14 protein-coding genes are annotated in these 14,239 nt (G+C 72.9%); 10 read left to right on the top strand and 4 right to left on the bottom strand.

Translation table 11 applies throughout. From position 1 onward, the window contains the following. Window positions 1-116: 116 nt before the first annotated feature. Window positions 117-287 (bottom strand): hydrophobic protein, encoded by a 171-nt coding sequence (locus HLK59_RS41935; RefSeq protein WP_171146918.1) that lies wholly within the window; start codon window positions 285-287, stop codon window positions 117-119. 42 nt (window positions 288-329) lie between these two features. Then, window positions 330-1,151: a methyltransferase domain-containing protein gene (locus tag HLK59_RS41930; protein ID WP_171146917.1), complete on the bottom strand. Its 822-nt coding sequence runs from the start codon at window positions 1,149-1,151 to the stop codon at window positions 330-332. A gap of 176 nt (window positions 1,152-1,327) precedes the next feature. Here HLK59_RS41930 and HLK59_RS41925 point away from each other — a divergent pair, with 176 nt between their 5' ends. The 6 genes from HLK59_RS41925 (at window position 1,328) to HLK59_RS41900 (ending at window position 7,426) form a co-directional block, all read left to right on the top strand. After that, window positions 1,328-1,993 (top strand): histidine phosphatase family protein, encoded by a 666-nt coding sequence (locus HLK59_RS41925; protein WP_171146916.1) that lies wholly within the window; start codon window positions 1,328-1,330, stop codon window positions 1,991-1,993. 199 nt (window positions 1,994-2,192) lie between these two features. Then, window positions 2,193-3,812 carry an ATP-binding cassette domain-containing protein gene (locus HLK59_RS41920; protein ID WP_171146915.1) on the top strand — a complete coding sequence of 540 codons (1,620 nt, stop codon included), beginning with the start codon at window positions 2,193-2,195 and terminating at the stop codon, window positions 3,810-3,812. 121 nt (window positions 3,813-3,933) lie between these two features. Continuing rightward, window positions 3,934-4,212, top strand: coding sequence for a DUF6158 family protein (locus HLK59_RS41915; RefSeq protein WP_171146914.1), 279 nt, complete (start codon window positions 3,934-3,936; stop codon window positions 4,210-4,212). Window positions 4,213-4,343: 131 nt separating this feature from the next. Further along, complete coding sequence (locus HLK59_RS41910; protein ID WP_171146913.1) at window positions 4,344-4,967, top strand: hypothetical protein; 624 nt, start codon at window positions 4,344-4,346, stop codon at window positions 4,965-4,967. Between the two features lie 156 nt (window positions 4,968-5,123). Next, complete coding sequence (locus HLK59_RS41905; protein ID WP_171146912.1) at window positions 5,124-6,371, top strand: aminotransferase class I/II-fold pyridoxal phosphate-dependent enzyme; 1,248 nt, start codon at window positions 5,124-5,126, stop codon at window positions 6,369-6,371. Further along, on the top strand, window positions 6,368-7,426 hold the full coding sequence (locus HLK59_RS41900) for an MBL fold metallo-hydrolase (RefSeq protein ID WP_171146911.1): 1,059 nt from the start codon (window positions 6,368-6,370) through the stop codon (window positions 7,424-7,426). Before HLK59_RS41905 ends, HLK59_RS41900 begins: the two co-directional genes overlap by 4 nt. A 105-nt stretch (window positions 7,427-7,531) precedes the next feature. Here HLK59_RS41900 and HLK59_RS41895 read toward each other — a convergent pair whose 3' ends face one another. Next, on the bottom strand, window positions 7,532-8,146 hold the full coding sequence (locus HLK59_RS41895; protein ID WP_171146910.1) for a VTT domain-containing protein: 615 nt from the start codon (window positions 8,144-8,146) through the stop codon (window positions 7,532-7,534). Beyond that, window positions 8,143-8,916: an MBL fold metallo-hydrolase gene (locus tag HLK59_RS41890; protein WP_171146909.1), complete on the bottom strand. Its 774-nt coding sequence runs from the start codon at window positions 8,914-8,916 to the stop codon at window positions 8,143-8,145. Before HLK59_RS41890 ends, HLK59_RS41895 begins: the two co-directional genes overlap by 4 nt. Before the next feature lie 84 nt (window positions 8,917-9,000). Here HLK59_RS41890 and HLK59_RS41885 point away from each other — a divergent pair, with 84 nt between their 5' ends. From HLK59_RS41885 to HLK59_RS41870, 4 genes are all read left to right on the top strand, one after another. Beyond that, window positions 9,001-9,402, top strand: a complete 402-nt coding sequence (locus HLK59_RS41885) for a hypothetical protein (RefSeq protein ID WP_171146908.1) — start codon at window positions 9,001-9,003, stop codon at window positions 9,400-9,402. 86 nt (window positions 9,403-9,488) lie between these two features. Further along, complete coding sequence (locus HLK59_RS41880) at window positions 9,489-11,564, top strand: phage holin family protein (protein WP_171146907.1); 2,076 nt, start codon at window positions 9,489-9,491, stop codon at window positions 11,562-11,564. Window positions 11,565-11,852: 288 nt separating this feature from the next. Further along, window positions 11,853-12,914 carry a MoxR family ATPase gene (locus tag HLK59_RS41875; protein WP_171146906.1) on the top strand — a complete coding sequence of 354 codons (1,062 nt, stop codon included), beginning with the start codon at window positions 11,853-11,855 and terminating at the stop codon, window positions 12,912-12,914. Further along, window positions 12,911-14,239 (top strand): hypothetical protein (locus tag HLK59_RS41870; RefSeq protein WP_171146905.1); only part of this gene is annotated, 1,329 nt, incomplete at its 3' end. The genes HLK59_RS41875 and HLK59_RS41870, both read left to right, overlap by 4 nt.

Genomic DNA, 14,239 nt, shown 5'->3' with positions numbered 1-14,239 from the left:
CCCCCGGAACGCGGGTCGAACTCACCGGACCGTGGGCCGCCTATTCCTTCGCGGGGGACAAGCCCTGACCGTCGTCGAACACCGGGAGCGGACCACCGCGGACCGTCCGCGGTGATTCACCATCGGTACCAGCGTCCCCTGCCTCCGGCCGCGTTCGTGCTGCGCATGAGGAACCCCAGCAGCCACAGCACGAGCACCGCGAGCGCGATCCACCAGAGAATTTTCACCGCGAATCCGGCGCCGAACAGAATCAACACCAGAAGCAGTACGAGCAGAATGGCAACCATAATGTGAACCTCCTGCGTTCCGGGTTTCCAGGAAACGCGGATTCAGGCACTCTTCCTGCACAGGATTTCTCCGTGCAGTACCGCGAACCAGCCGTCCTGCTGCTTTCCCCACTCCCGCCAGGCCTCCGACACGGCCGTCAGCTGCTCCGGCGTGGCATGGCCGCCCTCGGTGGCCCGCTCGGCGTAGGCCGAGGCCACCGTGCGGTCGGCCCACAGACCGCTCCACCAGGCCCGCTCCTCGGCGGTGGAGTAGGTCCAGGTGCCGGAGGTGGCGGTGATGTCGGTGAGGCCCGCCTCCAGTGCCCAGGACTTCAGCCGGCGCCCCGCGTCGGGCTCGCCGCCGTTGGCGCGGGCCACGCGACGGTAGAGGTCCAGCCAGTCGTCCATGCCCTGGGACGCCGGGTACCAGGTCATCGCCGCGTAGTCCGAGTCGCGGACGGCGATGAACCCGCCCGGCCTGGTCACCCGCCGCATCTCGCGCAGCGCCTGCACCGGGTCGCCCACGTGCTGCAGCACCTGGTGGGCGTGGACCACGCAGAAGGTGTCGTCCGGGTACTCCAGGGCGTGGACGTCCGCGACCGCGAAGCCGACGTTGGTCAGGCCCCGTCCGGCGGCCGTGGCCCGGGCCTGCTCCAGGATGCCGGGCGCGTGGTCGACGCCGGTGACCCGGCCGTCGGGGACCAGTGCCGCGAGGTCGGCGGTGATCGTGCCCGGGCCGCAGCCGATGTCCAGGATCCTCATGTGGGGCTTCAGCGAACCGAGCAGGTAGGCCGCGGAGTTGGCGGCGGTGCGCCAGGTGTGCGAGCGCAGCACCGACTCGTGGTGCCCGTGCGTGTAGACGGCGGTCTCCTGCGGTTTCGACATGGCTGAACTCCCCTGTTCGATGTCCTGTCGGTGATCTCACGGTACGCCTGTGTGTCGAATGATGAGACCCGCGTTTTGCTATATGGACTGACGGATGATCAGTCGACGGTGGCGGGTACGCTGAAGTGGCCGTTTCTCCTTGTGCGGAGGCGGACCCGACCCCGGAGGCTCCCTGCATGCGCCTGCTCCTCGTCCGCCATGGCCAGACCCCGTCCAACGTCGACTTCCTGCTGGACACCGCCGTCCCGGGACCCGGCCTGACCGCCCTCGGTGAACGTCAGGCGGCCGCCCTGCCCGAGGCCCTCGCCGACGAGGACATCGAGGCCCTCTACGCCTCCACGCTGATACGCACCCAGCTCACCGCCGCCCCGCTGGCCGCCGCGCGCGGCCTCGACATCGTCGTCCGCGACGGCATCCGCGAGGTGTCCGCCGGGGACCTGGAGATGCTGGACGGGTACTCGGAGGCGGGCCGGACCTACATGGAGACGATCTTCGCCTGGCCGGCCGGCGACGCGGAACTGCGGATGCCGGGCGGCGAGAGCGGTACCGAGGTGCTCGCGCGGTACGACGCGGTGGTCGCCGAGGCCGCCGACCTCGGGGTCGGGACGGTCGCCCTGGTCAGCCATGGCGCGGCGATCCGCATGTGGACCTCGGCCCGCGCCGACAACGTCGACATCGACTTCGCCGCCGCCCGCCCGCTCGACAACACCGGCGTGGTGGTCCTGGAGGGCTCTCCGGCCGACGGCTGGAAGGCCCTGTCGTGGGAGGGCGCGCTCGTGGAGTCCGCGGGGCGCGGGACGCAGAGCGGGCCGGCGGGGCGGCCGCTGGACGAGGTCGAGTAGCCGCCCGCGCGACGACCGTGTACGGGTGACGGGCGACTGTATGCAGTCTGCCGTGTACGGCTCGGTGTATACAGAGTGGTGTATACAGAGCGGTGCATACGGCTCAGTGCGTATGGCTCAGTGCTGCATGCGGCTGAGCTGCCACGGCGTCGGATATGCGTTTGCCCGGCCCGGCCCCCGACCCGCAGAATGCGGCCCCATGGGACATCTGGAAGCCGCACACCTCGAGTACTACCTCCCCGACGGGAGGGCGCTGCTCGGCGATGTGTCCTTCCGCGTGGGCGAAGGGGCCGTCGTGGCCCTCGTCGGACCCAACGGCGCCGGCAAGACGACCCTGCTGCGGCTGATCTCCGGAGAGCTGAAACCGCACGGCGGGACCGTCACCGTCACCGGCGGCCTCGGCGTGATGCGCCAGTTCGTGGGCTCCGTACGGGACGAGACGACCGTACGGGACCTGCTGGTGTCCGTCGCGCCGCCCCGCATCCGCGAGGCCGCGCAGGCCGTCGACAAGGCCGAGCACCTCATCATGACCGTCGACGACGAGGCCGCCCAGCTGAAGTACGCGCAGGCCCTCTCCGACTGGGCCGAGGTGCGCGGGTACGAGGCCGAGACGCTGTGGGACATGTGCACCATGGCCGCGCTGGGCGTCCCCTACGACAAGGCGCAGTTCCGCGAGGTGCGCACCCTCTCCGGCGGTGAGCAGAAGCGGCTCGTGCTGGAGGCGCTGCTGCGCGGCAACGACGAGGTGCTGCTGCTCGACGAGCCCGACAACTACCTCGACGTACCCGGCAAGCGCTGGCTGGAGGAGCGGCTGAAGGAGACCCGCAAGACGGTTCTCTTCGTCTCCCACGACCGTGAACTCCTCGCCCGCTCCGCCGAGAAGATCGTGTCGGTGGAGCCCTCGCCGACGGGCGCGGACGCCTGGGTGCACGGTGGCGGCTTCGCCACGTACCACGACGCCCGGCGTGAACGCTTCGCCCGCTTCGAGGAGTTGCGCAGGCGCTGGGACGAGAAGCACGCCCAGCTGAAGAAACTCGTCCTGAACCTCCGTCAGGCAGCCTCCATCAGCCATGAGTTGGCCTCCCGCTACCAGGCCGCCCAGACCAGGCTGCGCAAGTTCGAGGAGGCCGGCCCGCCGCCGGAGCCGCCGCGCGAGCAGGACATCAAGATGCGGCTCAAGGGCGGCCGTACCGGGGTGCGGGCCGTCACCTGCGAGGGACTTGAGCTGACCGGCCTGATGAACCCCTTCGACCTGGAGGTCTTCTACGGCGAACGCGTCGCCGTGCTCGGCTCCAACGGATCCGGCAAGTCGCACTTCCTGCGGCTGCTGGCGGGGGACACCGTGGCGCACACGGGGAAGTGGAAGCTGGGCGCGCGGGTCGTGCCCGGGCACTTCGCCCAGACGCACGCGCACCCCGAGCTGCTGGGCCGCACACTCCTGGACATCCTGTGGACGGAACACTCCCAGGACCGGGGCGCGGCGATGTCGAGGCTGCGCCGCTACGAGCTGACCCAGCAGGCCGAGCAGACCTTCGACCGTCTCTCCGGCGGCCAGCAGGCCCGCTTCCAGATCCTCCTGCTGGAGCTGGAGGGCGTCACGGCCCTCCTCCTGGACGAGCCCACGGACAACCTGGACCTGGAGTCCGCCGAGGCCCTCCAGGAAGGCCTGGAGGCCTTCGACGGCACGGTCCTCGCCGTCACCCACGACCGCTGGTTCGCCCGCGCCTTCGACCGCTACCTGGTCTTCGGCAGCGACGGCCGCGTCCGCGAGACACCGGAGCCGGTGTGGGACGAGCGGCGGGTGGAACGGGCGCGGTAGTTCCCCATACGGAGGCCCGGCGGCCCGGATGTTCGTAGAGTGGGTGCAGAAAGGTGAGATCCACGGTTCTGTCCCGGACACCGCTCGGGAGCAGTGCTCACCGGGCGGGCATCCGAAGCCCATGAACGCACCCGACGAGTGGGAAACCGTCATGACCGGAGTCGACCCCAGCAGGCTGGACGACCAGCAGCTCATGAAAGAGCTGGAGACCATCCACCGCACGCGCCACGACACCCTGCTCTACGCCTCGAACGACGCGCTGCGCGCCCACAACGGCCGGATGGCCGAGCTGGAGGGCGAGTATCTGCGCCGCAACCCCCGGCGCCTGGTCGCCTCCGGCCGCACCCGCGAGGGCGCGAGGGAACGCGGACGCGGGGAGTCGGCGACTCCCCACGCCTGACGGCGCCGGGCCGATGTCACCCACTTGGCTGTGCGCGTCCCGCTAATGGGGTCCGGCCGCGCGCGGGGCCGGGCCCGGCGGGCTGTGATGGCTGCGTGCCCTCGCAGCCGCAGGCCTAAGGAGCCCACCTCATGCGCCGCACCGCCCGTGCCCTGTCCGTCGCCGTTCTGGCCTCAGCCGCCGTGGGCGTCGCCGTGCCGGTCGCCTTCGCGGACCCGGCCGCGGAGGTCAGTCCGAGCACCGTCCAGCCAGGTGGCAGCGTCACCGTGTCGGTCGCCTGCGGCGCCACCGGCGGGACGGCGCCGGCCAGTATCGAGGCCACCTCGCAGGCCTTCGAGGAAGGGGCCGTGCAGCTCCAACTGGTCGCCGGGAACGACACCGCGGTCTCCGGACCCGCCTACCGCGGTACCGCCCGGATGGCCCCCGCCCAGGACCTCGAAGGCGGCACCGACGCGGTCGGCGAGGACTCCGCGTGGACCGTCGACGGCACCTGTCCGGCCACGGCCGGCGGGCAGGGCAAGCAGTGGAGCGCGACCCTGACGGTGACCCACAGCGGCGGCGCGAGCCACGCGTGCACCGAGCCGCGCACCGAGAACTGCTCCGCCACCACGGTCCAGCGCGGCGTACGGGCAGGCCAGGGCGGTGCCTTCACCGAATCCGTCCCTGCCCTGATCGCCGGCGGCCTCTTGATCGCGGGCGCCCTCGGCGGGGCCGTGTACCGGGTGCGCCGCAAGGAGCACCGCGCGGACGTCTGAGCCGGGGCGTGCGACCGGCGCGACTCGAGCGGGTTCCTACCGGCGTACGCCACCCTGGGTACACGGACTCCGAGGGCGCCGCCCCCGTCGTACGGAGCGAGAACCGGGGAGCACACCCGACGGCACCGCGACCCAGCAGCTCACCCGGAGGTACGGATGCGGCGGACGGATCCCGAAGGCCACGGCCCCGTCCGCTTCGGGCCGCCGCTGCCCGCCGACGCACTGCCGGTGCTCCCCGAACTGTCGGCCGTGCTCGCCGCCGCGGCCCCCCTGGGCGGGAGCGAACCCGTCGGTGGCGGGCAAGTGCTCCTGGAGGCCGCGTGCGGCTACTGGGCCCGGCGTGGACTGCCCGCCGGGCCCGAGCGTGTGGTGGCGGCACCCGGCGCCCCCTCGCTGCTGCTCGCCCTGACCGCCGCCCTCGGTGGCGACGTCCTGGTGCCCCGGCCCTGCGCGGCCTGGTGGGCGCCGTACGCGCGCCTGTTGGGAAGACCCGTGTTCCATGTGCCGACACCGGCGGAGTGCGGCGGTGTCCCGGACCCGTACGCCCTGATGGAGACCGTGCGCCGGGTCCGTGACGAGGGCGGCGACCCCCGGCTGCTCGTGCTGTCCGTCGCCGACGACCCCACCGCCACGGTGGCCCCGCCCGAGGTGCTGCACGAGACCGTGGAGGCCGCCGCCGCCGAGGGACTGCACCTGGTCAGCGACGAGACCTGGCGCGACACCGTGCACGCCCCGCACGAGACCGTGCTGATCGGCCCCGCCGAGATGCTGCCCGAGAGGGTCACCGTCGTCACCGACCTGGCCGGTTCCCTGCTGCCGCCGGGCTGGCCCGCCGCCGTGGCCCGTTTCCCCGCGGGCGAGATCGGCGACGGCCTCCACGCGCGCGTGCTGGACGTGCTCACCGCCCTGGGTGCCCGCGTCGCCGCCCCCGTCGTCGCCGCGGCCGGGTACGCGCTCGCGGAACCCGAACCGGTCACCCTGCGCGTGGCGGCCACCGTACGTCTGCACGCGCGCGTGGCCGCCGCCGCGCACGCCACCGTCGTCTCCGCGGGCGCCCTGGCCCGGCCCCCGCAGGCCGGCCGGCATCTCTACGCCGACCTCGGCCCGCTGCGCACCGCGCTCGGCGCGCACGGGGTGGGTGACGCACAGGACCTGGAGGAGTTCCTCACCGCCCGGCTCGGCCTGCCCGCCCCGGGCGGCCATCGTTTCGGCGACGACCTGGGCGCCCTGCGCGTGCGGTTGTCGACCGGCTCGCTGCTCGCCGGGACGGACGCGGAACTCGAGGAATGCCTCAGTTCACCCTCACCGTTGGAACTGCCACATGTGCAACGCGCGTTGATCACTTTGAAGTCGGTCTTCGACGACCTCCGCGACGACGCTCAGCGATGGGAGCCTCCTCGATGACGCAGCAGTCCGAGTCGACCAGCACGGGCACGACCGTCCGGGATGCCCGCGATCCGGTGGCCCTGTCCCCCTTCGCGCCCCCCGTCCCGCCGCTCGCCGAACCCCGGCCGCTGGGCGAACGCCGGGTGTGGCCGCGCACCTTCCACGACCGTCTGACCGCCCCGCTGCCCGGCCTCAAGGCCATGGCCCGCTTCGCCCGCGAGGGCTCCGTGCGGCCCGGCCGGGAGAGCCTCGCCGACATCCCGCGCCTGCCGTTCGAGCCCGGCCCGCTGCCCCGCGTGGACGCGCGCACGGTCGCCGTCTCCTGGGCCGGGCACGCCAGTTGGGTGGTGCGGATCGGCGGGCTGACGATCCTCACCGACCCCGTCTGGTCCCGCCGTATCCTCGGCACGCCGGCCCGTATCACCCCGGTCGGCGTCGCCTGGAGCTCGCTGCCCCCGGTCGACGCCGTCGTCATCAGCCACAATCACTACGACCATCTGGACGCCCCCACCCTGCGCCGGCTCCCGCGGGACACCCCGGTGTTCGTGCCGGCCGGGCTCGGCGCCTGGTTCCGCCGTCGCCGCTTCACCCGCATCACCGAGCTGGACTGGTGGGAGGCGGCCGAACTCGACTGTGTCCGCCTCGACTTCGTCCCCGCCCACCACTGGTCCAAGCGCAGCCTCACCGACACCTGTCGCAGCCTGTGGGGCGGCTGGGTGCTCACCGCCCGGGACGGACAGCGCGTCTACTTCGCCGGAGACACGGGCTACGGCCACTGGTTCACCCGTATCGGCCGCCGCTACCCCGGCATCGACCTCGCCCTCCTGCCCATCGGCGCCTACAACCCCCGCTGGTGGCTCAGCGACGTCCACTGCGACCCGGAGGAGGCGGTGCGGGCGGCCCAGGACCTCGGGGCACGCAGAATGGCACCGATGCACTGGGGCACGTTCGTCCTGTCGGCGGAGCCGGTCCTGGAACCGCTGACGAGGGTGCGGACGGCATGGGAGGAGGCGGGTCTGAACCGGGGCGACCTCTGGGACCTGCCGGTAGGCGGATCCCGCGTACTTGTTTAGCCGGCGCTCAGGTGGACCCACCTAGGGGCGCGGGGCTGTATCGATATGCGGCTCCGCCGCGTGGGCGCGACCAGCCACAACGGACCCGCACCCCGCAACGAATCCTCACGCGGCAGCTCGAATCCGCCGCCACAGACCGGGTGCCAGGCTGATGACAACGGTCAGTACCACCGCAGCCACCACCCCTTCCCAAGGCTCCTTGAACAGAGACCCGCCCAGAATCCCGATCAGCTGATACGTCACCGCCCAGGCCAGGCAGGCCGGGAAATTACCCCGCATGAACCGCTGCAGCGGCCACCGAGCCATCAGACAGGCCAGCATCACCGGAATCCGCCCGGCCGGCACCAGCCGTGACAGCACCAGCACCGCCACCCCGTGGTCGGCCAGCTTCGCCTGCGCCTGCGCAAGCCGCTCCTCCGGCGCCCGGGACCGAATCGCCTCCAGCCACCGCGACCCGTTCTTCGACCCCATCCCGCGCCGCCCCAGCCAGTACAGCGTCGCATCCCCGAGAAACGCGGCCAGCGACGCCGTCACGAACACCAGGCCCAGCGCGAAGGGCGCCGTCTGATGGAACGCCACCACCGCCGCCGAACTCACCAGCGCCCCCGTCGGCACCACCGGCACCAACGCCCCGATCAGCACCAGCAGAAACAACGACGGATACCCGAGCGCCTGCTGCGTCGACTCCGGCGGCACCGTCGACGCCGCCAGCCAGCTCACCGGGCCGCCTTGGGGCGCACACTCTGCCCGTGCCCCAGCAGATGCACCGCCACGCCCGGCGCACGCTCGGCCGCGAGCCGCACGAACTCCTCGCCGGGGGCGTGGAATTCATGGGGGCGCACCGCGTCCATCCCGATCGGCCAGTACGTGCCGTAGTGCACCGGCACCGCGCTGACCGGTTCGAGCCGGGCCAGCGCCTCGGCCGCCCGCCCCGCGTCCAGATGCCCTTCGCCCAGGTAGGGCCCCCAGCCGCCGACCGGCAGCAGGGCCACGTCGACCGGCCCGACCTCCTTGGCCATCGTGTCGAACAGCCCGGTGTCCCCGGCGAAGTAGGTGCGCGCCTCGCCCTCGACGACATAGCCGAGCGCGGGGGAGCGGTGCGGCCCCAGGGGCAGCCGGCGCCCGTCGTGGCGGGCCGGAACGGTCCGTACGACCACGTCCCCGACCACCGTCTCGTCCCCGAGTGCCACCTCGTCGACCTGGAGATGGGCGAGCCGGCGCAGCCCCGGCACGGCCTGGGACGCGCCCCGGGGCACGAGCAGTCGGGTGCCCGGTGCGAGCCGGGCCAGCGAGGGAACGTGCAGGTGGTCGGCGTGCAGATGGGAGACGAGCGCCACGTCCGCGCGCCAGGCGGCCGGCGGCGGCACCGCGCCGCGGCGCCGGCGCAGATGCGCGAGCCGGCGGGCGAACAGAGGATCGGTGAGCACGCGGACGTCCGAGTCCTCGACCGTGCAGGTGGCGTGACCCCACCAGGTGATCTCCACCGGCACCTCTTTGCCTCCTTCGCGCGACTCCCCGAAGCCTACGGGCAGGAGTAGGGTCGGCGGCGAAACCCGGAGGTGAGGGGGGACGCCATGGGACCGGTGCGGGTCACGGCGATCGCGAGTCTGACGCCGCTCGAGGAGCTGGAGGCGGATCCCTTCCTGGTGGACTCCCGCAGCCAGCACGCCATGTGCGCTCGCTGGGCGGCGGAGCGGGGCTACATCGTCGGCCGGGAACTCCTCGTGCGGGGTCTGCGCGCCGACCACTGCGTCCTGTGGGACGGCGTCCGCCCGGGCACCGACCTGTTCGTCGCGCCCAGCCGCCGGGTCCTGGAGAGCGCCCTGTCCTCCGTCGAGGAGTTCGTCGCCGAGTGCGCGCGCCGAGGGGTGCGGGTGGAGACGGTGGGGCGCGCCGAACCGTCGTACGACGCCCAGATGAAGGCCCGGATCCACCGCCGTCTGTCGATGCCGACCGCGGGCTACGACGGCCGCTGACACCCGCCCGGGGAAACCGGGGCACCTCCGCGCGTTGTGACAGGGTGGGTGCACGCCCGCACCGACGACGGGCCGGGACGTGAGGTGTGCGGGGCGTGCGAGGCGGGCGTTGGCGGCGGGTCGCCAGTCAGGCGGGGCGGAGCGTCGCGGTGTGGGCGGTCTCCACGGTCACCATGCTCGTGCTCGCCGGCATCCTGCCGGAGTTCCAGCTCCGGTCCGCGGACGGCGACAGCGCCACCGACATCGCGGTCACCGCGGCCCTCGGCGCCGGCGCCTTCGGTGTGCTGTCGGCGCTCGTCTGGCCGCTTCTCGTCCGGCTCCTGCTGCTGGTGCCCGCCCTCGTCCTGGGCCTGCTGGTCTTCTTCCTCAACGGCGCGCTGCTCCTCGTGGCGCTGCGGCTGAACCCGACCGAGCGCGGCGCGGCCGCCTGGGAGACCGCGGTCGTGGTGGCCGCCGTGATGTCGGCCGTCGCCTCCGCCACCGGCGCCGCCCTGGCCGTACGCGACGACGACGCCTACCGGCGCCGGCTCTACCGGCTCGCCGACCGCCGCCGCAGAGCCGCCCCGGCCGGCCCCGCCACACCGGGGACCGTCTTCCTCCAGCTGGACGGCGTCGGCCACGACGTCCTGGAGGCGGCGGTCAAGAAGGGCCTCATGCCCACCGTCGCCCGCTGGCTGGACGGCACCCACCGCCTCACCCCGTGGCGCACCGACTGGTCCAGCCAGACCGGCGCCAGCCAGCTGGGCATCCTGCACGGCAGCAACGAGGACGTGCCCGCCTTCCGCTGGTACGAGAAGGACAGCCAGGAGGTGATGGTCTGCAACCGCCCCACCAGCGCCGCCGAGCTCCAGCGCCGGGCGGTGGCACGCACCGGTGACGGCGGGCTGCTCGGCGCCGACGGCGCCAGCCGCGGCAACCTCTTCAGCGGCGGCGCCGACGAGCAGGCCCTCGTGCTGTCCATCGCCACCCGCCGCCGCAGCCGCGAGACCCGGTCCCGGGCGGGCTACTTCGCGTACTTCTCCGACCCCGCCAACGCCGTCCGCACGGCTCTGTCGTTCTTCGCCGAGGTGGGCCGGGAGATCGGACAGTCATCCAGGAGCCGTGCCTGCCGGGCCCGCCCGCGCGTCAAACGGGGCGGCCTCTACCCCTTCGTCCGCGCCTTCGCGACCGTCGTCGAACGGGACGTCGTCGTCGCCGCGGTGATGGGCGACATGCTCGCCGGCCGCACCGCCGTCTACGCCGACCTGGTCGCCTACGACGAGGTCGCCCACCACTCCGGGCCGCGCAGCAGGGACGCCGAGAAGGTCCTCGAACGCCTGGACCGCTCCCTCGCGTTGATCGAGAACGTCGCCGAGCACGCCCCGCGCCCGTACCGGATCGTCGTCCTGTCCGACCACGGCCAGAGCCCCGGCGAGACCTTCCGCACCCGCTACGGCCTCTCCCTGGGCGACCTGGTGCGGGCGGGCAGCGGACTGCCGGTGCCCCGCAAGGCGCAGCGCACCCACAGCGGCGCCGAGGCCCGCGCCGCGGTGCGGGCCGCGCTGCGCCGACCCGTCGAGGAGCGCGCCGAGCAGCACCGGCCCTCGCGCCGCCGCTCCGAGCCGCTCGTGCTGGCCTCCGGCAACCTCGGCCTGGTCTCCTTCCCGGACGTGCACCACCGGATGACCAAGGAGGAGATCGACGCCCGCCACCCCGCCCTGCTGACCACGCTCGCCAACCACCCCGGCATCGGCTTCCTCCTCGTGCGCAGCGAGGAGCACGGGGGAGTGGTCCTCGGGCCGTTCGGCACCGAGATCCCGCTCGACCGACTCGACGAGGAACCGGGCCCGCTGGCCGCCTTCGGGCCGGGCGCCGCCGACGTCGTACGCCGCACTCACGGCTTCGCGCACACCGCCGACATCATGGTCAACTCCTGGTACGACCCGGTCGAAGGCGAAGTCCTCGCCTTCGAGGAGCAGATCGGCTCGCACGGCGGTCTCGGCGGCGCCCAGGGCCGGCCGTTCCTGCTGTCGCCCGTCGTCCTGTCCGCGCCCGTGACGGACACCGAGGAGCTCTTCGGCGCCGAGCAGGTCCACCGCGTCCTGCGCCGCTGGCTGCGCGAATCGGACGGCCCCCAGGTGCCCTTGACGACCCGTCAGGACGAGGACCGGCGCGCGGCCTAGCCCGCGAGGTCCGCCGCTCCTCCATACCCCCATGAACGGAGGAGCGGCTCACACGGAGGACCGCGCACACCGTGTCACCGCGGCACGGGTTTGCCCAGGGCACATTCCGGTCACTGCCGCACGCCCCGGACGTGCCGCCCCGTCCCACCCGTGAGCGGCTCCGGTGGTACGCCCCTCGTGCGGTGGGCCCGGAAAATCGCGTGCGTGCGCACAAGGTCCCGCACACACTGTTCGCATCGGACCCCGCGCACCAGCGCGGCCTTCTCGAACATCCCCTGGAGCCACTGCGTGCAGGCTGCCGTCACCGTCACTCCCGCCCGGATACCGGAGCTGCTGCTCGGCCTCGCGCCCGTGCGGCCGGTCTTCATCTGGGGCGCCCCCGGCATCGGAAAGTCCTCCCTGGTACGGGAGTTCGCCGAGTCCCTGGGACTGGAGTGCGTGAGCCTGCTGGGCACCCAGCTCGCCCCCGAGGACCTGATCGGGGTGCCGCAGATCCGCGACGGCCGCTCGGTGTTCTGCCCGCCGGAGGCGATCGCCCGCGACGAGCCGTACTGCCTGTTCCTGGACGAGCTGAACGCGGCCGGCCCGGACGTCCAGAAGGCGTTCTACTCGCTGATCCTGGACCGCCGTATCGGCAACTACGACCTCCCGGCCGGTTCGATCGTGATCGGCGCCGGCAACCGCGCAACCGACAACGCGCTGGCCCGCCCCATCGCCTCCGCGCTGGTCAACCGGCTCGCCCACGTCCATCTGGAGGCCTCCGCGAAGGACTGGCTCGCCTGGGCGGCGGGCCACGGCATCCACCCCTGGGTCCTGGACCACCTCATCGACCGGCCCGACCACCTGTGGTCCAAGCCGCCCAAGACCGAGGAGCCGTTCTCCACGCCGCGCTCCTGGCACATGCTCTCCGACGCCCTGCACTCCTTCGGCCGTGGCCTCGACGAGGAGACGCTGAAGGTGATCGCGCACGGCACGCTGACACCCGCCCACGCCACCGCGTTCTGCGGCTACGTCAAGATCGTGCGCGGCCAGTACGGCATCGAGGCGATCATCAAGGGCGACGCCCGTTGGCCGCACCGGGTGGAGGAGCGCGACCTGCTCTACTACCTCGCCGAGTCCTTCCGCGGCCGACTGGTCAAGGAACTGCCGGTCAGCAAGGAGCACATGTCGGCGAACGGCCGGCAGACCGCGTACCGCGCCAAGTCGCTGCTGGTGCAGCTCGCCGAGATCTCCGTCGAGGTCGCGCAGACCGTCATCGCGTCCGACGCCGACGGCAACCCCGTCCTGCCGTCGTGGTTCCTCGTCGAGGCGGCCCGGGACATGCCGCGGCTGGTGGAGGCGCGGCGGTGAACCGCGCCCGCACCAAGGGGGAGAAGAAGCGGGACCTCGCGGCGGAGGCGTTCGCCGAGGGAATGCGGCTGGTCAAGGCCAACCCGGCGCTGGCGGCCGTCGAGTTCGGCGTCTGCCGCAGCGAGCGGTGCTCCTTCGCACCCCGCGACGGGCTAGTGGCCGTCGACTCCGACGGCGATCTGCACATCCACCCGGCCCGGATCGCCGAGCCCGCCCACTGGGCCTGGTCGCTCGCGCACGCCGTGCTGCACCTCGGCTTCGGACACGTCCCGGCGGCCAAGGGCGAGCGCACCCGGCCCGACCGGTACGACCTCGCCGCGCGCTGTGTGGCCGTCAACCGCTTCCTGCTCGGCTTCACCGTCGGCCGGACGCCCGAGGGTCTGCCCGCCTCCTACCCCGACGGCGACGAGGAGGGGCTCGCCGCACGCTGGCGGCGCGACGGACTCCCCACCGCCTACGAACGCTGCGGTACGGCAGGCGCCGAGCCCGACCAGGTGCTCCTTCCCTGGCACGGCTGGTCGCAGCCCCCGGACCACCAGCTGGCCTTCGCCACCGCGCTGACCCGGACCGTGTCCGCGGCGATGGACATGGCCGGTGGCCGGCGTGACTCCCTCGACGGCGAGGCCCTGCGCAAGCGCCCCTGGCAGAACGCCCTGGACTGGTTCGTCTCCTCCTACCCCCTGCTCGGCGCGATCGCGGCCGGCATCAAGCTGGTCGCCGACGCCGAACTCGCCCGCGCCCACGGCATCTCGGTCGCCGCGGTGAACCCGGAGGCGGGCGAGATCTACCTCAACCCGCTCCGCCGATTCGACGACGAGGAATGGCGGTTCATCCTCGGCCACGAACTGCTGCACGCCGCCCTGCGCCACGGCGACCGCTGCGGCACCCGCGACCCCTACCTGTTCAACGTGGCCTGCGACTACGTCATCAACGGCTGGCTCGACGAGATGCAGGTCGGCACCATGCCCGAAGGCCTGCTCCACGACCCGCGGTTGGCCGGACTGTCCGCGGAGGAGGTCTACGACCGGCTCGCCGGCGATCCGCGCCGGACGCGCCGCCTCGCCACCCTGCGCGGCAAGGGCGTCGGCGACGTGCTCGGCGCCCCGCTCGGCCCGCCCGGCGAGTACGTCGACCTCGACGAGTTCTACCGCCGCGGACTGTGCCAGGGCCTGGACCTGCACGAGCGGCAGGAGCGCGGCTTCCTGCCCGGCGGCCTGGTCGAGGAGATCCGCGCGCTCAGCCACCCGCCGCTGCCCTGGGACGCCCGACTGGCCCGCTGGTTCGACGAGTTCGTGCCCCGCCCGGAGCCGGTCCGGTCCTACGCC

This window comes from Streptomyces sp. S3(2020) (assembly GCF_013044505.1).
In the GTDB taxonomy this organism is placed as follows: Bacteria; Actinomycetota; Actinomycetes; order Streptomycetales; family Streptomycetaceae; genus Streptomyces.
This window is presented reverse-complemented; position numbering and strand designations above follow the sequence as displayed.

Coding starts and splice junctions, on each gene's coding strand:
- HLK59_RS41935 (WP_171146918.1), bottom strand. CDS start 287: ATGGTTGCCATTCTGCTCGTACTGCTTCTGGTGTTGATTCTGTTCGGC.
- HLK59_RS41930 (WP_171146917.1), bottom strand. CDS start 1,151: ATGTCGAAACCGCAGGAGACCGCCGTCTACACGCACGGGCACCACGAG.
- HLK59_RS41925 (WP_171146916.1), top strand. CDS start 1,328: ATGCGCCTGCTCCTCGTCCGCCATGGCCAGACCCCGTCCAACGTCGAC.
- HLK59_RS41920 (WP_171146915.1), top strand. CDS start 2,193: ATGGGACATCTGGAAGCCGCACACCTCGAGTACTACCTCCCCGACGGG.
- HLK59_RS41915 (WP_171146914.1), top strand. CDS start 3,934: ATGAACGCACCCGACGAGTGGGAAACCGTCATGACCGGAGTCGACCCC.
- HLK59_RS41910 (WP_171146913.1), top strand. CDS start 4,344: ATGCGCCGCACCGCCCGTGCCCTGTCCGTCGCCGTTCTGGCCTCAGCC.
- HLK59_RS41905 (WP_171146912.1), top strand. CDS start 5,124: ATGCGGCGGACGGATCCCGAAGGCCACGGCCCCGTCCGCTTCGGGCCG.
- HLK59_RS41900 (WP_171146911.1), top strand. CDS start 6,368: ATGACGCAGCAGTCCGAGTCGACCAGCACGGGCACGACCGTCCGGGAT.
- HLK59_RS41885 (WP_171146908.1), top strand. CDS start 9,001: ATGGGACCGGTGCGGGTCACGGCGATCGCGAGTCTGACGCCGCTCGAG.